The sequence below is a fragment of the Parendozoicomonas sp. 2304DJ65-17 genome (genome assembly GCF_058148445.1).
In genome coordinates this window covers 772,508-796,896 of record NZ_JBYVJV010000001.1, presented here as the reverse complement: position 1 = coordinate 796,896, position 24,389 = coordinate 772,508, and the positions used below count along the sequence as shown (strand labels likewise).

Genomic DNA, 24,389 nt, shown 5'->3' with positions numbered 1-24,389 from the left:
GTTCTTCAAAAATAAAATAACAGTGGAGACAAGTATGTTTGCCCGGTGTCGTACGCAGGCTTTAAAAGGGTTTACTCTGGCGGTCTTGTTACTTTTACCTTCTGCCACAATGGCATCTGAGAATCCTAAAGCCGATCGAGTTTTAACCAATGGCAGGTTTTATACCTCAGATCCCAGTGTGAAATGGGCTGAAGCCGTTGCTATCAAAGACGGCCGTTTTGTTTATGTGGGTGATGAAGCAGGCATTGATCATTGGGTTGGAGGGAATACTCAGACAATTGATCTTGATGGCAAACTGGTTTTGCCGGGGATGATTGATGGTCATGCCCATCCGGGGTTGCTGGCGTTATTTGGCATTGGTGACCCAATGCCATTTTCTGTCACTGGCCCTATACCTTACGCTACCAAGGCCGACACACTGGCCTGGTTAAAAGACTACGCTGAGGACAATCCCGATCTGGAAATGATTATTTCCACCGCCTGGGGGATGGAAGAAGTCGGGCCGGGTGGGGCTTATAAAAAAGGGCCGCATAAGTCTGATCTGGATGCGATTGTTCCTGATCGCCCTGTCATGTTGTTTTCCAACTATGGCCATAGCGTTTGGGTAAACAGCAAAGCCCTGGAAAAGCTTGGGATTGATAAAAACTCAGAACTTGCCGCCGGGCCTTCTTATTTTGTGCGCGATGAAAATGGTGAGCCCACAGGTTATGTAAAAGAGTTCGCTGCAACTTCGTTAGTCAACCTGGCACCTAAGCCCGATACCCAGACCTTTGATAGTCTGGTGAAATTTATTCTTAAATCTATGGCTGCACGGGGCATTACTACTACATACGATGCAGGTAACGCGGGGCAGGAAGATTTTGTTTATCGCTCAATTGCCAGATTGGATAAGGCTCAGGGCTTACCCCTGCGTGTGGAAGGTTCATACCATATTATTCTCCCCGAACAACTGGATGGGGCTGTGGCAGAACTGAAACGTTTGCGGGAAAAATACACCACTAGAAACCTCACCTTCAACAGTATAAAAATTCACTTTGATGGCGTGCATTGGAAAATTAATACCGGTGCTATGTTGGAATCCTATGAAAATGATCCAGAGAATAATGGCCGGATCATCATTAGTGAACAGCGATTGAAGGAATTCATGCTGGAGTTGCATGAAGAGAAAATTGATCTTCACATGCATACTTGGGGAGACAGAGCGACGCGTGTTGCATTAGATGCGTATGAAAGCGTCTGGAAAGAGGTTGGTGGAAAACCAGCCAGTCGTTTAACCCTTACGCACTTAATCTGGGTAGATAAAGCAGACAAAAAACGGTTTAAAGAACTGGATGTGATTGCCAATTACACCATGCACTGGTTTGGCATTGGTGAGATGCATCAGGATCATTATCACCTTGGTGAACGTGCTGACCATATGAAACCGGTGAAGAGCCTGATTAATCAGGGAGCAACGGTTACCTTCGGTAGTGATGAGCTTTCAATACTGGCGATAGAGAACAGCAGCCCATTTATTAACATGCAGGCTGGAATAAATCGTCAGGGAGTCAGTGGTGGAAAAGGGGCGCTGCAGTTTATGCCTGAGTCGGAAAAACTGGAACTGGAGGAACTGTTAAAAGGGTACACCATTAATGGGGCTTACCAGTTGCGTCGAGACTCTCAACTTGGATCAATCACTGTAGGGAAGGATGCCGATCTCGTAGTGATGAAAGATAATCTCTTCGAGATGGATGAATATGACTTACATAAAGCAAAGGTCGCCATAACTTATTTGCAGGGAGAACCTGTTTTCGAAAGAACTCTTTGGGAATCAACAAAAGAGCAACTGATGAATATTGGGATCTGGTTGTTCGGCCGATTGAATTGAAGTTGTTGATATCATGCACCTACTTCCATTTTCTGTGGTTCATGTTGGTAGGTGTTGATCTTTTTAATACCATCAAGGTTTGAGTGCTACTGTCTATCCACCCTATGAGCCGGAGTCAGTGAATGCGCTGTGAACAAGAGGTGAGCGACTCTCTTAATGATGGGGGAAGCTGATACAACCGGGCTGCATTTCTAAAGAAAATATCTTTGGCCTGATTATCTTCAAATGTATCAGCAATCAGCAGGTAGTCCTTATTAGAGTAGGGAGCAGGAGCACGAGTTCCGGGTAAATCGGTACCGAACATCAAAGCACTGGGATTGGCTTTATAGATATCCTTAAGAACAGGTTGGATATCAAAATCGACCCGGCTGAAACCAGTTGCCTTTACATGCACACCGTCTTCAACCAGTTGTAGCAAAGTTGGTAATCCTTTCTTCGACAAACCCAGATGGTCAATGCTGACAGCAGGCAAGGACTTTAGAGTGGGAGCCAATTCTTCCAGATAGATTGAATCAACGTACAATTCCACATGCCAGCCCACCAGATCGTAGATACGACAGGCAAGATCTTTCAGATGACTGATATTTTCGGATCCGCCACGCTTTAAATTAAACCGCAGGGCTCGAACACCGGCGACATCCAGACTTATAAGCTCGTAATCCGATACAGTTGCTGGTAGCTGGGTAACACCAACAAAACCCTTTCCCAGAGTTTTTAAAGCATCAATAAGGTAGGACTGATCGTAGCCTTGAAAAGAGCCGGATATAACGGCTCCTCCAACAAGGTTATAGTCCTTCATTCTTTTAAGATATTGCTGGCAGTTAAATGCCGGCGGCAGATAACCTTGATTTTCTATCAAAGGAAAACGGGTATCGATGATATGGAGATGACTGTCGAAAAGTTTAAAACCCATATCAATCGACCTGTTGAATGAAAATGGTTTTTATATTCTATGTGTGAATGTACCACTCCCTGAGCAAGCGGTGCATTGTTTTTTTGTTAATGATCTTTGATCTGTTGTGTATCACTGTCGGGATAACTGAAATGGTTTGTAGGGGCCATCTTAAAGCGGCTTTCAGAAGTCTGCAGAGGGCTACAGTACTGCACTAAGTTACTCAAGGCTTTATAATCGAGTCGCCTCAAAAGATTTACAGAAACCACTCATCGATAAAGGCGATCCAGAGAAAATCGCAACTTCCTCTAGATCGGGCTCGAAGATATCCTGTGTATAGCTAGGCGGGTTCTGGCAGAACCGTATTTTCTCCAGCACTGAATGCGATCAAGCGGCTGAGTTCGTTTAAACTACGGCCACTTTCCTGTTGAAGATCATTAAAGAAGCTTTGAATAGCTTTCAGGCTGCGCTGGCTGGTGAGCCCGCCTTCAATAATCTCCCGTTCACGCAGAAACGCTTCCACATCACGACTCAACAGGAAGGTATCTTTGCCAAGGAAACGCAGTGCGTAAGGGCCAACGTTACCGCCTAAACGTGAACCATGTTTTTTCAGGAACTGCCACAGGCCGATAATGTTCTCTTCCGGCCAGTCGGCAATAAATTGTGGGAAGTTACCTTCACGGTTTCTCACTTCCTGAATCATCAAGGCATTTTCGCGAATGCTCCATACCTTTTTCAGGTTGCGGATAATTGCTGGATCGGCGGCTTTTCGTTCCAGCATTTCATCGGGCATCATCAGCAATTTATCAACATCGAAACCCCAGAACAGCTCTTCAAAGGCAGGCCATTTATTGTCCACCACCCGCCAGACAAAACCGGACTGAAAAACCTTGCGGGTAAACTCAGCGAGAAAGCGGTCTTCCGGCACATCGGCAAGATTCGGGTTAGGCAGACTGGAGGAGATTAATAACTCAAGATTGTCATCACCGCCTTTGCGTGTCGCGGCAAGCTGGTAAATATTGCGGTAGCTGACAGTTTGACTGGTTGGCATATCGCGCATCCGAAGTGCGGGGAATTAAGGCAAAACTATACCTTATTTGTTTCCCCGCTACCTACAGGCGTTTGTTGCCATAGCGCTTGTTAGGACTTTGGATATGCAGTCTGGAAATAACAGATGAATACTGTCATTGCAGTTATCTAAGGTGACATTTATTAAGTATTCACGGGAATGCTGGCTGTAAATGCTGTCACACCTTAATTGAAGCTCCGAGAGACCTGTAAAAATGATCAGCTCGCCACAATCTGTAATGCCAGTGAACTGGAGCCTCTTAGTTACTGGAGGTTATATAGCCCGGTTTAGTTTTCGGAGTGTAAAAGAGTGTGCGTGCTTTGAAGTGTCGTTGAAAGAAATTCAAAGAGAAATGCAGCAATCAAATGCAGAGTTCACTTGTACACCACTGTGGGACAGAGATGTTTATAGCCATTTTCATTGTTCAGACACAGATTCTCTTGTCTATCTGGGGAAGCCTGAGAATGCGACTAATACTGTCCATCTGAAAAGTCGTAAGGTTATTCCGGCGGAAGAAGGCTCTGGTTTAGGTGAGAGCTCATGCTACTTCTGCAATTATCTTCTTGTTAACAGGGTTCCGGATGAGGTAGTTCAGGGAATTGCGTCATTTGTGGAGATTTTGTCTCGACAGTTTCGTTTCTCTCAAAAAAGAAAACTGGAGACCCCTGAAATAGATTGCGTGGAAAAACGATCTCAAAGAAAGTCTGTGTTTGTAGATAGAGCGATAGACTCGCATCAAGTGAAAAGGCAATCTGACGGAACAACCACGCCTTATGGGAAACGCCCGCATTTATCAGATGAATACTGTGGAGAAACGCTGCATAAGCCACCCGTAAGCTCTGGGTGGCCCGCAGACGTTGAGGGTAACTATCAGTTCCAGTTTACTGGTTGGTCGCTGGAGCCGGGAGTTAAAGGTTTTGGCACTGGCTGTTGAGGTGCCGATGGAGCTTGGTAGGTAACCTTCTGTTTTCTCACAACAGAGCCTGGTTGAATTCCATTATTGCTGCCGCTGATCAGTTTGGTCACAGAATACTTGGATTGCACACCGGTAATCTGCAATTCACCAATTTTGGCTCCGTCGGTACGAATAGTCAGGCCGGAGTCCGGATCAACGAACTTTTTGCCTGCTGAGTAAACATCGTACTTGTCGCCAACCTTCATGCTTAAGCCGCCACGATTCAACAGAATCTCAGTATCAGACTCATTGGCAAGAACTTTCACTGGATAAATAGCTTCCAGAATCTGACCAGAAACCTTGGCACCGGCTTTATCAAGCAGACGCAGTTTAATAGCTTCCATACTGAGGTTTGCAGTCTGTTGGTCGTTCAGAGACACGCTGATGGAATCAGACCAGCGTACTTCCTGAGGCGCTGATTCAATCACCCGGTAATCAAGTTTCATACGGGCATAACGGCTGGTTTTTACAACGCCATAGTATTCTTCAGAGCTTTCAAACAAACCGAAGTCTGTCACTGTGCCCACAAGAATATAATCGGCACCCAGCTTTTGACCGAGGCGCAGAGCTTCGGTGACAGGTACTTCACCAGAGGTTAACAGTGACTGTTCAAACTCGTTCTCTTTGCGGTAGTCGCGATCCAATACACGGAAGCGGCGAGACTGAGTTATCTGTTTCACCAAACTGGAAGACAATTGTCGGCTTACACCGGTGTGATCAATCTTCCCTGCACCGTAAGGGAAGGACTTTTGGGCAGAGCGGAAAGGCATCACCACAAAGGTTCTTTTTACGGAACGATTCTGCCCGAGGCTCTTATAACGGCTGATTTGTGCAGAAACAGTGGCTTCCCACTCTCCGGCAGGCATTTCGTCTGCAGAAATCACTTCGTAGCTTTTGATATAGCCTGAAGTACTGCGGCTGATAGCTGAGTTAATCTGATCAACCAGAACCGCTTCATTGTTATCTTCACCGTTATTGCTGACAGTGGTTTCTGATGTTGCAGACTGTAAAACACGGGTGGAATTAATCTGCACACCCGTTCCCTGTTCCATGGCATAAACAAGAGCTTTGGAAATGGCTTCTTCCCTGTTCATACCGCTGGCTGTAGCCGTTTCGGTAATGATTTCTTCAGCAGCAAACGCTGATGGTTGCGGCATGACTGTTAATACCAATACAGACAGTGCTACGAAGACGAAGTGTCTGAAGAAATGGCTTTTCACTTTATTGTTTTGCTCCATGAGTTGCCCCTTGAAAGAGAAGAGAAGCCCTATGGGCCTCTCTGCGGGATTCCTTGTTTTAACTCAGCCGTTTAAAAATCTGCTGTGTCGATAAAGTCCATACCGGTTTGAACGCCAGCCTCGCTCTTGGTGGTTTTTGGTGCTTTGGGTTTTGCTGGTTCAGATTTCCAGTTCTTCACATCTTTAACAGCGTCGGCACGATCCTGACTCCAGACCCTTACCTCACCAATCATTTCTTGGCCATTCGGGTGCTGGTATTTCCACTTGCGCAGAGTTCCAGTACCGCCAAGACTGCCAGTCGCTTTCTGAGTGATTTCGCTGCTCATTTTGTCGATGATGGTGCTCACATCCTGTTCAGTAAAATCGTTTGGCAGGCCTTCGATATAAGTGTTCTCGATACTGCCACGCTCGGATGTTTCACTCAGGGCGATAGAAGATTTCAGGAACTCAACAATCTGGGAATTGGCAATATCTCTGGCGCTTTCGCGGGCATTAATACGACCACGTTCTTTCAATTTGTTGCTCTTGCCTGCATAGCTGTATGACCACTGTCCGAAGGAAACAACCACTGGATCGCCATTTTCATTAAACATCACCCGCACACCAAACTGTTCAGACAATGTTTTAGGATCGGTAGGAATCACTTCTTTCAATGATCTGCCGGAATCCTTCTTCATCAAAGGTTCACGCTTGCGACTAATGTCGCTGGCCAGCTGACGCAGCTTTGGTGAATACATAGCGATAACGGAAACAACATGAGTTCCGCTATCGTCAGAACCTTCAATGGTTTGAATCGGCATAAAACCGCTGGCATCACCGGCAGCTTTGGTGATGGTCTTCTTGATATAGCTGTTTACGAACAGGTCTTTGCGCTGGGATGGTGGAACAGCATCAAATTCGGATGGATCAATACCCAGTTCTTCAAGCTCCTGATCCAGCTTGGCGCTACCCAGGGTGACTAGTTTGTCCCACAGCGCGGCGATTTTGCTGGTATTACCTGGCAGCTCTTCCAATTCCCGGGCATTGGAAGAATCATCCTGCTGCAGGCGATTAATTGCTTCAGTTGTGGTTCGGCCAAACACATCACGAATAAAATCGGACTTGGCGCGTAGTAATGCTTTGTCAAAAGCAACCTGGCGGGCTTTGGCCCATTGCGGGTTGCTGGTATCTACAGGAACAATTTCACGGGCTTCGTAATAAAATTTGCCACCCTTCATTTCTGTTCCGAACGCAATGCCGGTTCTTTCGGTGTAGGCATCAATCTGTTCATCGATCAGCTCACTCGCTGATGGTTGAGGAACACTGACCTCCTGAATAACTTCAGCTTCCTGAGCTGGTGTAACACTGTTAGCTGGTTCCGTAGCGCTGGCAATAGTGCCTGATGTAAGCAGAGCTGTAGCAATGAATAGGGGTAGCAGCTTCTGTCTCATAGCCAGATTTGTCCTTAATTACAGGTTATCAGTTCCGGATTCTTTGTTTTGTGCCAAAGAAGTAAACGACATTGTTTATATAATGGCTGTGATGGTAAAGGGCGTAAGACTGAAAAAAAGCGATGACTCTCTCTCACGTCAGGCAATGGATGTCTTTGGGGAAATAAAAACAGTGAAAACCAAAAATTTAAGAAGCATTTTGGTGGTTACCATGGCGCTCCTGTCAGCAGGTTGTGCCAGTGTGAAATACAACAGTGCCATTGTGCCGTATCCGACACAGGCCAGAGAATTTAAAGCCTCTCTCGACACACCGGAAAAACTTCCGGAGTTAATTACCAAGCTGGAAGAAACCAGCGAAGCTGCAGATAAATCTCTGTATGCACTGGAACGTGGTCGACTGGCGCAGTTATCAGGAGACTATGATTCCAGTCTGCAGAGCTTCAATATCGTTTTCGACGCGATGGATGAAGAGGAGCAGAAGGGAACTGTCGATGTAACCGACACGGCTGCTCAGGCGGGATCATTGCTAACCAATGACAATGTGATTCCTTACACGCCTAAACCCTACGAAGAGATTTTTGCTCATCAGTATCAATCTCTGAATTACTTGCAACAAGGAAATCTCGAAGCTGCCCTTGTTGAAGTACGCCGTGCTAATGCTTTGCAGGAAGAAGCTCTCGACGCACATAACGATGAGCTAGCAGAAGCCGAGCAGGAAGCGGAAGAAAAGAACTTTGATATGTCAGCCGCTGATCTGGATACACCATTTGCGGTCATGGATGACACGGTTTCCAAGGTGAAAAACTCGTTCCAGAATGCCTACACCTTCTATACCTCAGCATTGATCTATGAGATGACGGGGCAATATAACGAGGCTTACATCGACTATAAAAAAGCCTATGAGATTTTCCCTGATAACGCTTACCTGCAGGATGATCTTCTTCGCGTAGGCCGTCTGCTGAAAGACTGGCCCCAGTACTACAAATATAAAAAGCAGTTTGGCCGTAAAGGTAAAAAGCTGAGTTCAAAGCAAGGGCATCTGGTTGTTCTGATTGAAAACGGATTTGTTCCTGAGAAAAGCCAGATCAAAATCCCTCTGCCAATTCCTACCTCAGAAGGCTCATTTGAAATTATTAACGTTGCCTTTCCTTACTACTCCACTGGTTGGGAAGAACCTTACGCGCAGTCGCTGATGATTGATGATCGTTCTATGGAAGCGGGTGTTATTGTTTATCCTCGCGCGCTGGCGGTGAAATCTCTGAAAGAAGAGATTGTTCCTCTGGCTGTTCGTCAAACGCTCAGAATGTTTGCCAAACGTGAAGCCCGTAAAGCTGCGGCTAAAACCAATGCTTATGCCGGGTACGCCATGGATATTTATAACCTGATATCTGAACAGGCTGACCGCCGCAGTTGGTTGACTCTGCCAAACGATGTACAGATTGCCCGTACAGAACTCAATGCTGGTAAACATACCGTTCAGGTAGGTCAAAAAACTGTAGAGGTAGACGTTAAGCCGGGTCAGGTTTCTATCGTCAGGGTTGCCAACACCCAGCAAAATACGTTGGCACAGGTATTTGAAGGGAATTAATTATGAAAGCAGTATTATCAGCGTCTTTGCTGGCAGGCATTCTTGCTCTTACTGGTTGTGGAACAGCGGGTATTACCGGCAGTGCCAGCATGATTGATGAAGGCGGTTACAGCACTTACATTCAAAGTGATAATCCAACTCTGGCGCGCAAACTGTCAGTGACTGATGTGAAATTGGTTGACCGTGGTGGTATGTTGCAGGGCTTTGCAGAGCTGACCAACACGTCTTATTCCACACAAGACCTGCAGTACAAGTTTGTCTGGTTTGATGCGTACGGTATTGAAATTGATCCGGGTTCCCGCCCCTGGACGCCTCTTCAAATTACTGGCAAGAACGTGAGAACTGTTCAGGCTCTGGCTCCTAACCCTGCGGCAAAAACATTTAAAGTGCGGGTTAGAGCGCTATAAAGTTCATATTAAGGTGTTATGAAATGAGAAGATTGAAGTTTCTGGTTGTGGCTGCCGTAGTGCTTGGCCTCACAGGTTGTGCTACCGGAGGTCGTGTGGCCTATCAGGATGCGACATCTGTTGAAACCACCACAATTGATTTCGGTTCCAGCGATCTTCAGCAAATCGCAGCCAAAATGGTTGATTCCCTGCTGACCTTCCCACCTATTGTTCAGGTAACTCAAACCCGTCGTCCGGTAATTGTTGTTGACCGGATTATGAACAAGACAACCGAGCACATAGACACGGAATCTATTACCGACACAATTTCCACCAAGATTCTGCGTTCCGGCAAATTCCGTTTTGTAGAACGTGCCCAGTTAGAAGCTATGCAGAAAGAGCTTGGGTTCCAGAACAACAGTGGCATGGTAAATCCAAACACTGCTCTGGCCATGAATCGTAAGATTGGTGCGGAATATATGTTGTACGGAAACCTTTCCAGTATTGTGAAGCGTGCCAGCGGTAAGAAGAGTGTTTACTACAAGTTCACTCTGCGTCTGGTTCATTTGGAAACCGGCATTGTGGAATGGCAGGATGAAAAGGAAATCCTGAAAACTGCCAATAAAGGTTTGTTGAGTCTTTAATCTCTAGTCTTCCTGAAAGCCCGCTGCTGCGGGCTTTTTAATACCTATGTCTAATCCTTAATACTTGCTATTCCCCTCATAATATTGCTTCCCAATTTTGGGGAACCAGTCTACGGAGGGAAAGGTTATGGCAGCACAAGTTCAAGGAAGCTCATGGACGAGCAGTTTTTTCAGTTACGCAGGCAGTGCACTCAGTTCAGTAGGATCTTTTGCGGGTAAAGCAGCTACGGCTGTGGCTTCGGGAATGGTTCAAAGCGCTATGCAAATTCGTGATTATGTTGAGAGCGATGCCAATGCTGCCTATACCGGTGCTGCAAAGGTTATGATTTTTGGCGGTAATCAAAAATACATGAATCAGATTATGACTCCTGCACAGAAGAAAGCTGTTCTGGAAGGGGCAATCAATCAAGCCAGCAAAATAGAAAATATGGAAGAACGCCGAGCCACGTTGTCCGGGCTTCGTAAAATGCATAAGTCAGGCTGTCTTCGATCGGATTACACTACGAATAGAGCTTTTTCCCCTTCTCCGGTTCAGCGCTCTACAGTTAAGGATGTAGCGAAAACAACAGAGAGCATTTCAAAGAAGACTCATTCAGAAACTATGGACACAACTACTGAATTGCAGCTCTCCTCCGGTCTCAAGCGTCGCCCTATTCCAAACAGAACACGGTAAACTTTTCTCTTTTACCCCCCTGATTTCAGGGGGCTTCTGGGTGTATTCTTACAGTGATGTATAGGGCTTCCAGGAGAGGAACATGAAACATACCGTCTTGCTTTTAACGGCAGTATTGTTGGTAAGTACAAGCGCTCAGGCATGGGGTCCTAAAGAGCAATCTGCCCTTGCAGGGGCTGCCGGTGTTCTGCTGTTGCAGCATGTTTTCAGCAATAAGGAGAGCAAACCTGCTCAGCAAACGGTTCGTCCACTTCCTCGTACACAGGCATCTTATGCGCCAGCTTCCAGCGGGCAGCCACCAGTTATTATCGTTAACCAGCCTCAGGGCAATCATTACTATGGTGCGCCAGTGCAGCAGCAAATCTATCTGGATGAAGGTTTTTACGACTAAAAGATTCCATAACTTCTGAGAAAACAGCTTCTCCAGAAACACGCTCCTTGTTAGCAGTATTGAACTTTGGTGTTAGACCTTTGTCTATTGGTACAGCAAAGGACTGCTGATAGGAGCATATTTATGGATGTTCGGCTTAATCCTGCCCGGCTTTTTCCCGGAGCAGAACACACTCACTCATTACTGAAAAGTGCCCACAAAGCCTATATTCGGGCTGTGGATGGTATTTCGCATTTTTTAAATGAATATGTTTTCGGGTGTTTTGGTTGTGGTCTCCCAGAGCGGGATATCAAAGCAGCAGATGCTGTTCCTTATATGCCTCTTTCCAATGAACCGGAAGTGGGGGTAGAAGAAAGGGAAGAGTTTTATACTCTGCCGCCTTATTCCGCTGTAGAGCAGCCCCCATCTCTCTATTACTCTGTTGATTCGAGCCTCCCTTCGAAGGAAGACAAACTAAAGAGTCTTTCTGTTGATTTAGACGTTGAAGACGAATCTTTCGAGAAAGTTGATCCAACACAGGGGATCAAACCTCTGTCTCCTGGCGTGTTGAAAGCACAGCAAAGTTTCCACTTTGAAGATGAAGTGGAAGAGCAAACTATTCCGCAAGTTGTTGTCTCTGAAAGTGATGACATCGAAGAAAAATCTTCAGATACAGTTCCATCTTTCTCTTTGACTCCTCATCAAATGTCTCTGGCTTTATCTTTGTCCTTGATGGGAGCAATGTCTGCAAGGTTTAAGCTCTCTGAACCAGAGGAGCTGCAATCCCTGAGAGAGCAGACTGACGAAATGAGCTTGCGGTTAAAGTCCATGTCGGAAGCGTCCATTGCAGCTTTTGGCCGTAATGTGAATCAAGCGATGCAGGATCTTTATAAAGACCTGTTCCAGTTTGGATTGCATATTTCCTCCGAAGATATGCAAATACCGACGGAAGCATTTACTACCAAAGCCGGGGGGAAACTTGATCAGGTAACCAGCAGGGTTCCTGAAGTGCAGCGTGCCTGGGGAAATCTTCAGCGAGCAGGGCTTGAAGTATTAGAAGCTGCAGATACCTGCACAGACAATCCTTTGGCCCATTGCAAATTGAAGCGCAGGTCTGAAACTCTGGAAGCTAAAGAAGATCGCTTCGTGCAGTGTGCGGGTAATCTGGGGCGGTGGGCTGAGCATAAGAAATTGAGACCGGCACTCAGAAATACCTATGGGCGATATACCGTCCATGTGAAAAACGACAAGAATGAATACAAAGAAAACAAGGTCGCCCCGCTGGTCAACCAACTGGATGTAGATGTAAAACAGTGGCTGGATGAATCTCCGGAATGGCAACTGTTTCTGGGTGCCTACAGGGCTTTTGAAGTGGTGATGGAAGAAAAAGTACCGGGTTTCCGTATATCTGACGCCGCAGTGATTTCCCAGATGCTGGTTTGGGTGCGCGGTCGTTTGCAGGAGCGGGCACATGTAGAAGCGCCCGCTGAACCAGAAAAGAAGTGGTATTCCTCTGTCGTTAAAAGACTACACCAGACTTCAAAATAATATTGGCGTAAGGCGTAAATTCACCCGTGCGGACTACCGCGCGGGATTCATCCGCCTGACTCTTCAGGGACTCATGGGAAACTTCTGTGACCGGAATATCGTATGGTGCCAGCGCTTCCATCATGGCAGCGTGCATCTCTGGGCTTACCTGAGACATGGCAGAAGCAATGATCGCTTCTTCCACCTGCATTTCACTGAGAATAACTTTCAGAGTATCAATAAATCCGGGAATACCTTCCGCCAGAGCCAGATCAATACGTTGTGTTGTCGCGGCAATAGGAAGGCCTGCATCACCAATAGTCAGAGCCTGACCATGGCCGATTTCTGCAACAACTTTAGAAAGTTCTGGATTGAGCAGTCTGCCTTTTTTCATCGGGTGATCCTGATATTTACGAAATCCTGAAAATTGCCAAGCACTGTACAGTTAACTTGCTGGTGATTATTTGATCGGTATCACATAGAGAGTTTATCTGTCGGCAGGGATAATGCCTTGCGGAAATGGCTGGGCGTTATACCTCGACAACGTTTAAAAGCATGGCTGAAGTTAGTCACATCCTGATAGCCAAGCTGATGGGCTATCGCTTCGATTGGCAGTGTTTGTTCAAGAAGCTTTTCTGCCAGTTGCATTCTTGTTTCATCCCGCAATTGTCGCCAGCTGTTTTGTTCTTCGGTCAATTGCCGGTGCAATGTACGGGTTGTTCTGGCCATTAACTGGGCGATGTTTTCCATAGGGCTGTTCAGTCCCTGACTGAGAAGGAGCTCCACAACCTGCTGGGAAACTGTTTTATGGTTTTTCTGATCCTGCAGCAGTTGCTCACATTGCTGCTCACAAATCAGGGCAGTCATATCGTTGCCTTTAGGGAGCGGTGTATCAAGCAGCTTTGATAATCCGCAGAATGCATTTTGTTCGGCATTAAAATGCAAAGTTGTACCAGTCCTTTCTTCCAGCTGGTGCAGTCTTTCATCTGTCAGCGAGTCCGGGCGGGAGAACGTCATTTCTATATGAAAAGCCGGGTGAGGATGAGGAAGAAGCTCTCCAAGAATATGAATAACAGCCCACATATCTCGAATAACCGTTAGCTGCCCGAGAGAACCTGCTTCTTCCGGCGTGAACACAAGTGCTGACTTATCATCACTTTGTTCCACTGACAGTTTTGAAAACAGGTAAGTCAGGCTCTGGTAGCGTATTCCTGTTTCTATGGCTTTTCGAACAGTGCTACTGGCCATCAGGGCGTAGCCAAAAATGCCATAGCTGGTGAGGTGATAGCGACGCCCCAGTTGTGTTCCAAGAAAAAATGGTTCTGGAATCTGGTGTAATAGATTCTCCAGAGCTTTGAGCTCATGGGATCGTTCAACAGTTTGTTGTGGATTATCAAAAAGACCAGAATGAATGCCGGTATGCTGCAGAAGTAAAGAGTCGTCTACTCCCTGTTCCCGGGCAAAATCCCTGATAATTTTCAGGCTGCTGATGGCTCGTGTGGTCACGTCTTTTATTATTGTTAATGTCCGAAAATCACAAATGTAAGTCTCTTTCTCCTATAGATCAAACTTGCCTGAGGATTTACTGTGTAGTCAGACTATGCGGGACTCTGAAATGGCGAACAACAATAATAAAAGAACTCCTTCAGTTGTGGTGATAGGTGCTGGCATGACCGGCATTCTTGCCACAATCAAATTGCGTGAAGCAGGTATCACCGATATCACCATTCTGGAAAAGAAAGACAAAGTGGGTGGAACCTGGCGCGAGAATACCTATCCGGGAGCTGCCTGTGATGTGCCTGCTCACATGTACACTTATTCCTTTGAGCAGAATCCAAACTGGAGCAACTACTTTGCCCGTGGGCCTGAAATTCAAAAGTACTTTGAAGGGGTTGCGGATAAGTATGGTGTGACCAGCAAGGTTAGATTTAATGAATCAGTGACGGCTGCCAGTTATAACAATGGCAAATGGACGGTGGAAACCAGTAAAGGCAATACCTTTATGGTTGATTTTGTTATTTCTGCCACCGGTATTCTGCATCATCCGTCAAAGCCGGATATTGAAGGCCTGGATAGTTTTCAGGGGGATATGTTTCATACCGCTGAATGGGATCACAGTGTTGAAATCGGCAAAGGCAAACGGATTGGTGTTATTGGCACAGGATCAACGGCCGCGCAGTTTATTCCTGAACTGGTGGATACTGATGCTGATGTCAGCGTGTTTATGCGAACACCTCAGTGGTTGTTGCCCATGGGCGACTTCACCATCCCAGAATGGGCGAAAGGGATGATGCACAGGTTTCCTTTTATTCCCAAGCTGTTTCGCAACACGGGTAAGTTCACCCTTGAGCACTTTTTTACCAAAGCTGTAACTGGGCAGAAAATTCCAAAGTTTATTCTGGAAACAGCCTGCAAGCTGAACCTAAGGTTCAGTATTAAAGATCCTGTCTTACGGGAGAAACTACGGCCGAACTATCAGGTAGGTTGTAAGCGGGTGGTGATTAACACGACTTATTACAAAGCTATCCAGAAACCCAATGCGCACTTGATAACAGAAGGTATTGAGCGGATTACTGAAAAAGGGATCGTAACCCGCGATGGTAAGTTCCATGAGCTGGATGTACTGGTTCTTTCCACAGGCTTCAAGCCATTCAACTTCATGCGGCCTATGAACCTTGTTGGTAAAGATGGTCTGCATATTGATAAAGCGTGGGAGAAAAAGATTCAGGCTTATCGATCTGTTCTTCTGCCGGATTACCCCAACTTCTTTTTGATGCTTGGGCCCTATACACCTATTGGTAATTTCTCGGTCATCGCCATGAGTGAAGTTCAGATGAACTATGTGCTCAAGCTAATTGAACGCTGGCGAAATAATGAGTTTGATGCGCTGGAACCCAAGCAGGAATCGGTGGCGCAATTTAACGCCTACGTAAAAGAAGGTATTAAAAACACCAGCTGGGTTGGCGGCTGCAATAGCTGGTATCTCGATGGTGATGGTGACCCGATCCTCTGGCCTTACACATGGAAACGTTGGGTTAATGAGATGGCGGAGCCAGATATGAATGATCTGCAAACCCATACAAATATTCTGAAAAACCAGAAGATTGCCGAGCCAGCCTGAACGTTAACGGGCTGAGATGAATGTCTCAGCCCGTTACAAAAAACATCACAACCTTCGACTAAAGTCTAAAGCCTGCCCGTTCCCTCTTTAAACATCCCTGTGATAGCTTGAGAAAGCTGTTAAAAACAAAAATAACCTCAAGCGTTATTGCCAGAACAATAAAAAGAAGGCGCGCGATGGGCAGTAAAACTCCACTCCTTGATATCAGTCAGGTGACTCTGGCGTTTGGTGGTGTGAAAGCACTTACCGATGTCAGCTTCTCGGTGAACGCCGGTGAAGTGTTCTCTATTATCGGGCCGAACGGTGCCGGTAAAACTTCCATGCTGAATTGTATTTCTGGTCGCTACCAGCCGGATTCCGGTTCTGTTCGCTTTAAAGAGCAGGAAATGATTGGCCTGAAACCCAATAAACGCTCGGTGCTCGGTATGGGGCGAACCTTTCAGAATCTGGCGTTGTTCGGCCACATGTCGGTGCTCGACAATATTATGGTTGGCCGTCACCACTTGTTAAAAAACAACTTCGCTACTGGCCCGCTCTATTGGTTTTCAGGTGCCCAGAAAGAAGAGCTTGAGCACCGCCGGGCGGTGGAAGACATTATCGATTTTCTGGAAATCTCCCATATCCGTAAAAAACAGGCGGGGACACTGTCTTATGGTTTGCGCAAGCGGGTAGAGCTGGCCCGTGCTGTTGCTCTTAAGCCTGATTTGATTCTTCTGGATGAGCCCATGGCAGGCATGAACCAGGAAGAAAAAGAAGATATGGCCCGCTATATCCTCGATCTCAATGAGGAGTGGGGGATGACGGTGGTGATGATCGAGCACGATATGGGCGTGGTTATGGGAATCTCCCATCGTGTGATGGTGCTCGACTTCGGCCGCAAGATTGCTGAAGGCTTGCCCGATGAAATTATGGTTAACGAGCATGTGAAGAAGGCTTATCTCGGCGAAGAAGACGAGCTGCTGGAAGAGCTTGAGGAGGCAGCCGTATGAGTTTTCCTGATATCAAAATCCACGACACCTTTCCCAAGGTTCTGGCCTGGAACGCAGAGCACTTCGGCAAGGATGTTGCCATGCGGGAGAAAGAGTTTGGTATCTGGCAGGAGTTTACCTGGCAGGATTATCACAACCGGGTGAAGTGGCTGGCTCTTGGTTTGCGTGAGTTGGGCATTCAAGAAAAGGAAGTGATTGGACTTCTGGGGGATAACCGCCCGGAATGGATTTGGGGTGAGATTACCGCTCACGCGATGGGTTGTTACTCCATGGGGATTTATCAGGACTCTCTCCATGAAGAGACGGAATATCTGCTCACTTTCTCTGACACAAGTGTGGTGATTGCAGAGGATGAAGAACAGTGTGACAAACTGCTGGAGCTGGAAGACAACATTCCTACGGTAAAACTGATTGTTTATTGCGATCCACGGGGAATGCGCAAATACGACGATAAACGCCTGATTGATATTGAAAAGGTGTATGAAATTGGCCGAGAGAAAGATAAGCGTGATCCGGCAGCTTACTCGGCAATGATTGCCGCCACCAACGGCAATGACCTTTCTATTCTCTGTACGACTTCGGGAACCACTTCCAAACCCAAGCTGGCAAAGCATCACTCCGGCCCCTTTCTGGACCACTGCGCAGCGTATCTGCGAGCTGACCCAAAACAGCCGGGAGACAATTATGTGTCTGTTCTGCCACTGCCATGGATTATGGAGCAGGTGTATGCAGTAGGGCAGGCTTTGCTGCAGCGGCAGATCGTAAACTTTGTGGAAACTCAGGAAACCATGATGTCTGACCTGCGGGAGATTGGCCCTAACTTTGTGCTGCTGGCACCAAGGGTTTGGGAGAATCTGGCTGCAGAAGTGCACTCCCGGATGATGGACTCCCAACCTTTAAAACAGAAGCTGTTTAACTTTGGTTTGAACCGTGCCTTGAAGGCTGGGGAGGAAGGGCGTCGTTCCAAACTGGCGGAATTTATCTTGATGCGCGCATTGCGGGATCGACTGGGTTTTTCCAACCTCACCTCTGCTGCAACCGGCGGCGCCGCTATGGGGCCGGACACCTTCAAATTGTTTAACGCGATGGGCGTTCCACTGAAACAGTTGTACGGTCAAACAGAACTGGCTGGTGCCTACACCATTCATAAGGCGGATGATATTGACTACGAATCCGTTGGTGTCGCTTTTGATAACAGTGAACTGCGCATTGAAAACCCTGACGAAAATGGTGTTGGGGAAATCGTTGCCAAAACCACGGGTATGTTTACCGGTTATCACAAAAACCAGCAGGCTTTTGATGACGATGTGCGTGATGGCTGGATGTATACCGGTGATGCCGGTTATCTAAAAGACAATGGTCATCTGGTGGTAATCGACCGGATTAAAGATCTGGCAGAAACCTCTACCGGTGTGCGCTTCTCTCCTCAATATATTGAGAACAAACTGAAGTTTTCTCCCTATGTGGCGGAAGCTGTAGTGTTGGGCAAGGATCGACCATGCCTGACCGCAATTATCTGTATCCGCTTCAGTATCGTGTCCAAGTGGGCGGAGTCTCAGGGCATATCCTTCACCAACTACACTAACCTTTCTTCCCAGCCTCAGGTTATGGAGCTGGTGCGCAAGGCTATGGATGAGGTAAATGCTTCCTTACCGGAAAGTCAGCGGGTTCAACGTTTTATGCTGCTCTACAAAGAGTTGGATGCTGATGATGGCGAGCTGACTCGTACCCGCAAAGTGCGTCGTGGTGTTATTGCCGAGAAGTACGCAGACATTATTGATGCGCTTTACGACGGCAAGGAGCAGGTAGATATCGACACCATGATTACTTTCCAGGATGGCAGTAAGAGTCGTATCCAGACCACTATTGAAGTGGTGAACCTCCATCTCGATACCCCGGTGGATACCAATAATAAAAACTGGAGGCAGGCATCGTGAATACTGAACTCTTATTCCAGTTAACGGTTAACGGCCTGATTGTTGGCCTGCTGTATGGCGTTATCGCCATGTGTTTTGTGTTGATCTACAAATCAACACAAGTGGTGAATTTTGCCCAAGGGGAGTTTCTGCTGATTGGTGCCTGGATTTGTTGGGCGACACTGGTCTGGCTGGATCTGCCTTTCTATATAGGCTTCCTGCTAACCCTCGGCTTTATGACTTTGTTTGGCATTTTGATACAGGCGGTGTTTCTCAGGCCAATGATTGGTGAACCGATTATCTCGGTGATTATGGTCACCATTGGTTTGTCGATGTTCTTTCAGGCATTGATGAAATGGGTGTTTGGGGTTTCAGCAGAAACTTATCCGCAGGTGTTTGAAACCAGCACGGTCACCTTTGCCGGTTTGAATATTGAAATGGCTTACATTCTCAGTCTGATCTTCTCGGTGGTAATGATGGCGGGCTTCTACTGGTTCTTCCGTTATTCAAAGATGGGCTTGGCAATGCGTGCCACAGCCTTTGATCAGCAGGTTGCCAGCAGTCTGGGTATTTCGGTTTCCAAAGTGTTTGCTGCCAGCTGGGCGATTTCCGCCATGGTGTCGGCCACTGCCGGTATTGTGATTGGCATGGTTAACGGTGTTTCTAATGCGCTGTCGTTTATCGGTATCAAGGTGTTCCCGGCGGTTATTCTTGGTGGGTTGGATTCTATTGTTGGCGGTGTTGTTGGCGGGGTAATCATTGGTGTGCTTGAGAACCTGGCGGAGTTTGTTGATAGCCAGTACCTCCATATCGGCAACCTCTACACCATTGCGCCGTTTTATGTGCTGCTGATTATTCTCACCATCAAACCTTATGGTTTGTTTGGTACGAAAGATATTGAACGGATTTAACAACTCTCACCCAATCATTATTGAGTATGAACTCGAATGTTTGGGCGGAAGGATGAATTTGTGTTTCCAAAGACCAGGGATGGTCTGAGAGCGCATCAAGACAGGGACTGGCCTGTCGCGCGGGAAACATAAAATCACCCTGCAGCGAACAACGGAAAGGAATAAAAATAATGATCACACTTTCCATGCGGCCCTGTGGTGATTTTCGCACCACGTATAAAGCGGATACGCAGATATTTGAAACAACGACCATTCGCTGGATCACTGTAGCGTCTGTGATTGCTCTTTGTTTCGCTCCTCTGGTGCTGGATGCTTATTTTCTCACCCTGTTTATTCAGGTGGCATATTTAGGTATTGCAGCATTGGGTTTGAATATTCTGGTGGGTTTTACCGGCCAGATTTCTCTTGGGCATGGCGCTTTCTTTGGTTTTGGTGCTTTTGCCTCTGCCTGGCTGAATAACAGTTTTGGCATCCCGGTCTGGCTGGCCATCCCCCTGGCTGGCTGGTTGACCATGTTGGTAGGTATGATCTTCGGATCGCCCGCTGCACGAATCAAAGGTCTCTATCTGGCCATAGCCACCCTGGCTGCTCAGTTTATTATCGAAGACTTCTTCGCCCGCGCGGAGTGGTTCTCTGGTGGTTCTTATGGTGCCGGAGCAGAGCCCGTCTCCCTGTTCGGTTACACCTTTGATTCTGATGAGTCATTCTTCTACGTAGCGCTGTTCGCACTGGTATTTATGTACCTGTGGGGCGCAAACCTGATGCGTAGCCGGGATGGCCGGGCTTTTGTGGCGGTGCGGGATCATTACCTTTCAGCTGAGATCATGGGTATCAACCTGAACTGGTACCGACTGCTCTCTTTCGGGGTGTCTTCTTTCTTTGCCGGTATCGGTGGTGCGCTGTACGGCCACTACCTTGGGTTTGTTTCTGCGGAAGGTTTCACTCTGATGATGTCTATCCAGTTTCTGGCAATGATTATTATCGGTGGCCTTGGTTCAGTGCAGGGCGCATTACTGGGAACCATCTTTATTGTTCTCCTGCCGGAAGTTCTGGAAACCTGCGTTGGGCTAATAGCCGCCAGTGGTCTGGTATCCCAGGGCAGTGTGACGGAAGGACTGGCTTACTTTAAGGAGATGGCGATTGGTCTGGTAATTATTCTGTTCCTGATTTTTGAACCTCAAGGGTTGGCCCATCGCTGGAGACAAATTAAGGCTTACTGGAAGTATTACCCATTCGCTTATTAACGTTGTTGAGCGCTAGAAAATAAAAACAAAAATAGAAGGAAGCAACATGTCAAAACTCAAGAAAACCCTGCTTGGCTGTGCCTTTGCTGCGCTACCGTTGAGTGCATCGGCTGCTGATAAAGTGTTTGTTGGTCATCTGGCGGATTACTCTGGGCCAACAGCTTTTGTCGGCAAGTATTATGCAGACGGTATTAAAGATACGCTGGCGTGGCTAAATACTCAGGGCGGCATCGACGGCACCATGATTGAGTCGGAGACTATCGATTACGCTTATAAAGTTCCGCAGGCGATCAGCAATTATAAAAAGTGGAAGTCCCGTAAAGGCATGGTTGCCATGCAGGGCTGGGGAACGGCTGATACTGAAGCGCTGATTTCTTTCGTTGCTAAAGATGAGATTCCGGTTTTCTCCGCTTCCTATTCTGGTCATTTAACTGACCCAACCGGTAAGAATCCAAAAACCAAAAAACCTGCGCCTTATAACTTCTTCTACGGCGCTTCTTATTCCGACACCTGTCGTGCACTGGTTCAATGGGCGAAAGAAGACTGGGAAGGCAAAGGTAAAACCGGCAAGCCTGGCTTTGTTCATATTGGTGATAACCATCCTTACCCCAACGCGCCAAAAGCGGCCTGTGGTGAATATGCGGCGGAGCTTGGCTTTGATGTGAAGCAGCCGGTTGTTGTGTCTATGAAACCCGGTGACTTCAAGGCGCAGTGTCTTTCTATTAAAACCTCTGGCGCTAACTACGGTTATGTTGCCAACCTTGGAGGTTCGGTGGTTTCTCTGATTAAGTCCTGCGGAACTGTGGGAACTGATATTCAGTTTATGTCCAATATCTGGGGCGGCGATAAGCTCACCTTCAAGGCTGTAGGTGAGGGCATTGATAATTATGTTTTCCCTGCACTGACACCATTCTGGTCTGATGATGTTCCTGCTTTGAATACTGTTCACGAGATTGCCCGTGCAGCGGGGCGTGATGCCAGTTTCCAGACTCACCATTACATCCGCGGTGCCTGTTCCACTCTTTATATGGCGGAAGCTATGAAGTGGGCGAAGGCTAATGGCGGCATTACTGGTGCCAATATCAAGAAGGGTATGTATGCCAAGAAGGATTGGGTTCCTGAAGGTATGCAGGGTGTTTGTCTGCCAGCCAGCTGGGCGGCGGATGATCATCGCGGTATTAACACTGTGAATGTTTATCAGACTCAGTGGAATGGTGGTGATATTAAGGTGAACCGCTTGTCGCAGGTGACGTTACCCCGTCGTGATGACTGGTTGGGTTACTAAAGCCTGGTGTTCAGGCCCGGTATTTGGGTAGAGGTTTCCGCTCCATCAGACCATCCATGGTCTGGGTCGCTCTCAGGCCATCCTGGCCTTTGAAACCTCAACCCAAACACCGGCCTATCAATATCTGAGTATTCAAAAGTAGGTTGGGTTAGCGCAGCGTAACCCAACAAAGGTAAGAGCTTATGGAAGCCAGAAAGCTGGAACCTGCTGAGCCATTGCTCAGTATTAATAATATTGAAGTGGTGTACGACGAAGTTATTCTGGTACTGAGAGGTGTAAGCCTTGATGTGCCACAAGGGCAGATCGTAACTCTGCTTGGCCCTAACGGGGCGGGAAAGTCGACAACACTTAAAGCCATTTCCGGTTTGCTGAAAACCGAAGATGGTGAGGTGAATCGTGGTGAAATTCGTTTTATGGGAGAACGGATTGATAAGAAAAATGCGGAGGAGATTGTCCGCTCCGGTATTTTTCAGGTGATGGAAGGTCGTCGTATTGTTGAGGATATGACCTGCATCGAGAACCTTCGCCTTGGGGCTTATACCCGCAGTCAGAAGAACATCAATAACGATATTGAGATGGTGTTCAACTATTTCCCACGACTAAAAGAACGTACAGGTTTAGCCGGTTACCTTTCCGGTGGTGAGCAGCAGATGCTGGCTATTGGTCGGGCGTTAATGGCGCAACCCAAGATGATTCTTCTGGATGAGCCTTCTATGGGCTTGTCTCCTCTGCTTGTTAAAGAAGTGTTCTCAATTATTGAGAAAATCAATAAAGAGCAGGGCATCACTATGTTGCTGGTGGAGCAGAACGCTAACTTTGCTCTTAAGTGTGCGGATTACGGTTACATCATGGAGTCCGGCAAAGTTGTGCTGGATGGTACCCGTGAGGAACTGCTGACCAATCAGGATGTGAAAGAGTTTTATCTCGGCGGCAGTGATGAGCGTAAAAGCTTTAAGAACCTGAAATCCTATAAACGCCGTAAGCGCTGGCTTTAATGGGGAGTGCCGCTATGTCTGAACAGTTGTCTGAGCAGTTTTTCAGCCCTAAGGAAACCCTGAGCCATGAAGAGCGGGAACAATATCTGTTTACCCGTTTGCAGGAATCTCTGGCTTATGCGATTGATCACACCGAGTTCTATGGAGCGTTGTTAAAGGATATTGATCCAGAAACCATCAATTCCCGTGAAGCTCTGGCAACGCTTCCTGTTACCCGTAAATCAGAGTTAATTGCTTTGCAGGCAGAACAACCTCCCTTTGGAGGGATTAACGGTATAGATGCTGGTGCAGTGGCTCGACTGTTTCAGTCTCCCGGCCCAATCCATGAACCGGAAGGTGAAGGCAAGGACTGGTGGCGTATGGGACAGGCGTTTTATGCCGCTGGTTTTCGAGCGGGAGATATTGTTCATAACACGCTCTCTTATCACCTCAGCCCTGGCGGTTTTATTATGGATTCCGGCGCACGGGCCTGTGGTTGTGCGGTTATTCCAGCGGGGGTCGGCCAGACTGAACATCAACTCAGTGTTATGGCTGCGCTCAAGCCCAACGGTTATTGCGGTACGCCATCTTTCCTGAAAACACTTCTCGAGAAAGCTGATTCTACTGGGCAGGATTTGTCATTTATTAAGCACGCTCTGGTTTCCGGTGAAGGTTTGCTAGAACCTTTGCGGCAGGAGTTTATTGGCCGGGGAATAAATTGCCTGCAAGCTTATGCCACGGCAGATGTTGGCTTGATTGCCTATGAATCTGACGCAATGGAGGGAATGATCGTTGCTGAAGATATTATTCTGGAAATTGTGAGACCCGGTACCGGCGAGCCTGTTGAACCCGGCGAAGTGGGTGAGATTTTGGTCACAGTGTTTAATCGTGAATATCCACTGATTCGTTTTGCTACCGGCGATTTAACTGCTCTTCTTCCCGGTGAAAGCTCCTGTGGCCGAACCAATATGCGCATCAAAGGCTGGCTGGGTAGAGCTGATCAATCCACCAAGGTGAAAGGTTTGTTTGTGCATCCAAATCAGATTGCTGAGGTGGTGAAAAGGCATCCGGCTATTTCCCGTGCCCGACTGGTTGTGGAATTCATTAACAGTCAGGATCAGATGACCCTGCTTTGTGAAGCGGGCGATGGCCTTGATCTTTCCTTTGTGGAAGAAAGCCTGAAAACCGTTCTAAAACTTAAGGGCAAAGCCCGGAAAGTTGATACAGGCAGTTTGAAAAATGATGGCAAGGTTATTGAGGATATGCGGGTATAAATCCGCCTTCCATTAACGCATTGTAAGCGTTGATCA

Annotated in this window: 21 protein-coding genes; 15 read left to right on the top strand and 6 right to left on the bottom strand. The window is 47.2% G+C overall.

What is annotated here, in order from left to right; translation table 11 throughout:
• The first annotated feature begins 34 nt into the window (after window positions 1-34).
• Entirely contained in the window at window positions 35-1,867 is a 1,833-nt protein-coding gene (locus ACY2RR_RS03665) for an amidohydrolase (protein WP_490106788.1), read from the top strand.
• Between the two features lie 115 nt (window positions 1,868-1,982).
• Here ACY2RR_RS03665 and ACY2RR_RS03660 read toward each other — a convergent pair whose 3' ends face one another.
• The 4 genes from ACY2RR_RS03660 to ACY2RR_RS03645 form a co-directional block, all read right to left on the bottom strand.
• A complete protein-coding gene (locus ACY2RR_RS03660; RefSeq protein WP_490106787.1) occupies window positions 1,983-2,780 on the bottom strand; it encodes an amidohydrolase family protein in 798 nt (265 codons plus the stop codon).
• A gap of 319 nt (window positions 2,781-3,099) precedes the next feature.
• Complete coding sequence (locus ACY2RR_RS03655) at window positions 3,100-3,810, bottom strand: DNA-3-methyladenine glycosylase I (RefSeq protein WP_490106786.1); 711 nt, start codon at window positions 3,808-3,810, stop codon at window positions 3,100-3,102.
• An 888-nt stretch (window positions 3,811-4,698) separates the two neighbouring features.
• Window positions 4,699-6,021: a CsgG/HfaB family protein gene (locus ACY2RR_RS03650; RefSeq protein ID WP_490106785.1), complete on the bottom strand. Its 1,323-nt coding sequence runs from the start codon at window positions 6,019-6,021 to the stop codon at window positions 4,699-4,701.
• Between the two features lie 71 nt (window positions 6,022-6,092).
• Window positions 6,093-7,451 (bottom strand): DUF6844 domain-containing protein, encoded by a 1,359-nt coding sequence (locus ACY2RR_RS03645; protein ID WP_490106784.1) that lies wholly within the window; start codon window positions 7,449-7,451, stop codon window positions 6,093-6,095.
• Window positions 7,452-7,533: 82 nt separating this feature from the next.
• Between ACY2RR_RS03645 and ACY2RR_RS03640 the strand changes: the two genes are divergently transcribed.
• The 6 genes from ACY2RR_RS03640 (at window position 7,534) to ACY2RR_RS03615 (ending at window position 12,660) form a co-directional block, all read left to right on the top strand.
• Entirely contained in the window at window positions 7,534-9,039 is a 1,506-nt protein-coding gene (locus tag ACY2RR_RS03640) for a COG3014 family protein (RefSeq protein WP_490106783.1), read from the top strand.
• A gap of 2 nt (window positions 9,040-9,041) precedes the next feature.
• A complete protein-coding gene (locus ACY2RR_RS03635; protein ID WP_490106782.1) occupies window positions 9,042-9,446 on the top strand; it encodes a YcfL family putative periplasmic lipoprotein in 405 nt (134 codons plus the stop codon).
• Between the two features lie 23 nt (window positions 9,447-9,469).
• Window positions 9,470-10,069, top strand: coding sequence for a penicillin-binding protein activator LpoB (gene lpoB / locus ACY2RR_RS03630; RefSeq protein WP_490106781.1), 600 nt, complete (start codon window positions 9,470-9,472; stop codon window positions 10,067-10,069).
• A gap of 127 nt (window positions 10,070-10,196) precedes the next feature.
• A complete protein-coding gene (locus ACY2RR_RS03625; RefSeq protein ID WP_490106780.1) occupies window positions 10,197-10,742 on the top strand; it encodes a hypothetical protein in 546 nt (181 codons plus the stop codon).
• Window positions 10,743-10,824: 82 nt separating this feature from the next.
• Window positions 10,825-11,133, top strand: a complete 309-nt coding sequence (locus tag ACY2RR_RS03620; RefSeq protein WP_490106779.1) for a hypothetical protein — start codon at window positions 10,825-10,827, stop codon at window positions 11,131-11,133.
• Window positions 11,134-11,256: 123 nt separating this feature from the next.
• Complete coding sequence (locus tag ACY2RR_RS03615) at window positions 11,257-12,660, top strand: hypothetical protein (protein ID WP_490106778.1); 1,404 nt, start codon at window positions 11,257-11,259, stop codon at window positions 12,658-12,660.
• Here the strand turns inward: ACY2RR_RS03615 and rbsD are convergent.
• A complete protein-coding gene (rbsD, locus tag ACY2RR_RS03610; protein WP_490106777.1) occupies window positions 12,632-13,033 on the bottom strand; it encodes a D-ribose pyranase in 402 nt (133 codons plus the stop codon). The genes ACY2RR_RS03615 and rbsD overlap by 29 nt on opposite strands.
• A gap of 80 nt (window positions 13,034-13,113) precedes the next feature.
• The gene (locus ACY2RR_RS03605; protein ID WP_490106776.1) at window positions 13,114-14,145 is read right to left on the bottom strand and encodes an AraC family transcriptional regulator; all 1,032 of its coding nucleotides are present in this window, start codon (window positions 14,143-14,145) and stop codon (window positions 13,114-13,116) included.
• A 109-nt stretch (window positions 14,146-14,254) separates the two neighbouring features.
• On the opposite strand from ACY2RR_RS03605, the gene ACY2RR_RS03600 reads away from it, so the two are divergent.
• The 8 genes from ACY2RR_RS03600 to ACY2RR_RS03565 all read left to right on the top strand — a co-directional run bounded on the left by ACY2RR_RS03600 (window position 14,255) and on the right by ACY2RR_RS03565 (window position 24,353).
• Window positions 14,255-15,760, top strand: a complete 1,506-nt coding sequence (locus ACY2RR_RS03600; protein WP_490106775.1) for a flavin-containing monooxygenase — start codon at window positions 14,255-14,257, stop codon at window positions 15,758-15,760.
• A 176-nt stretch (window positions 15,761-15,936) separates the two neighbouring features.
• The gene (locus ACY2RR_RS03595; protein ID WP_490106774.1) at window positions 15,937-16,749 is read left to right on the top strand and encodes an ABC transporter ATP-binding protein; all 813 of its coding nucleotides are present in this window, start codon (window positions 15,937-15,939) and stop codon (window positions 16,747-16,749) included.
• The gene (locus ACY2RR_RS03590) at window positions 16,746-18,686 is read left to right on the top strand and encodes a long-chain fatty acid--CoA ligase (protein WP_490106773.1); all 1,941 of its coding nucleotides are present in this window, start codon (window positions 16,746-16,748) and stop codon (window positions 18,684-18,686) included. The genes ACY2RR_RS03595 and ACY2RR_RS03590 overlap by 4 nt, the downstream gene beginning before the upstream one ends.
• Window positions 18,683-19,576 (top strand): branched-chain amino acid ABC transporter permease, encoded by an 894-nt coding sequence (locus ACY2RR_RS03585; RefSeq protein WP_490106772.1) that lies wholly within the window; start codon window positions 18,683-18,685, stop codon window positions 19,574-19,576. Before ACY2RR_RS03590 ends, ACY2RR_RS03585 begins: the two co-directional genes overlap by 4 nt.
• 170 nt (window positions 19,577-19,746) lie before the next feature.
• On the top strand, window positions 19,747-20,820 hold the full coding sequence (locus tag ACY2RR_RS03580; RefSeq protein ID WP_490106771.1) for a branched-chain amino acid ABC transporter permease: 1,074 nt from the start codon (window positions 19,747-19,749) through the stop codon (window positions 20,818-20,820).
• 46 nt (window positions 20,821-20,866) lie between these two features.
• Window positions 20,867-22,105: an ABC transporter substrate-binding protein gene (locus ACY2RR_RS03575; protein WP_490106770.1), complete on the top strand. Its 1,239-nt coding sequence runs from the start codon at window positions 20,867-20,869 to the stop codon at window positions 22,103-22,105.
• A gap of 182 nt (window positions 22,106-22,287) precedes the next feature.
• Window positions 22,288-23,100: an ABC transporter ATP-binding protein gene (locus tag ACY2RR_RS03570; RefSeq protein WP_490106769.1), complete on the top strand. Its 813-nt coding sequence runs from the start codon at window positions 22,288-22,290 to the stop codon at window positions 23,098-23,100.
• Window positions 23,101-23,114: 14 nt separating this feature from the next.
• Window positions 23,115-24,353 carry a phenylacetate--CoA ligase family protein gene (locus tag ACY2RR_RS03565; RefSeq protein WP_490106768.1) on the top strand — a complete coding sequence of 413 codons (1,239 nt, stop codon included), beginning with the start codon at window positions 23,115-23,117 and terminating at the stop codon, window positions 24,351-24,353.
• Window positions 24,354-24,389 lie beyond the last annotated feature (36 nt).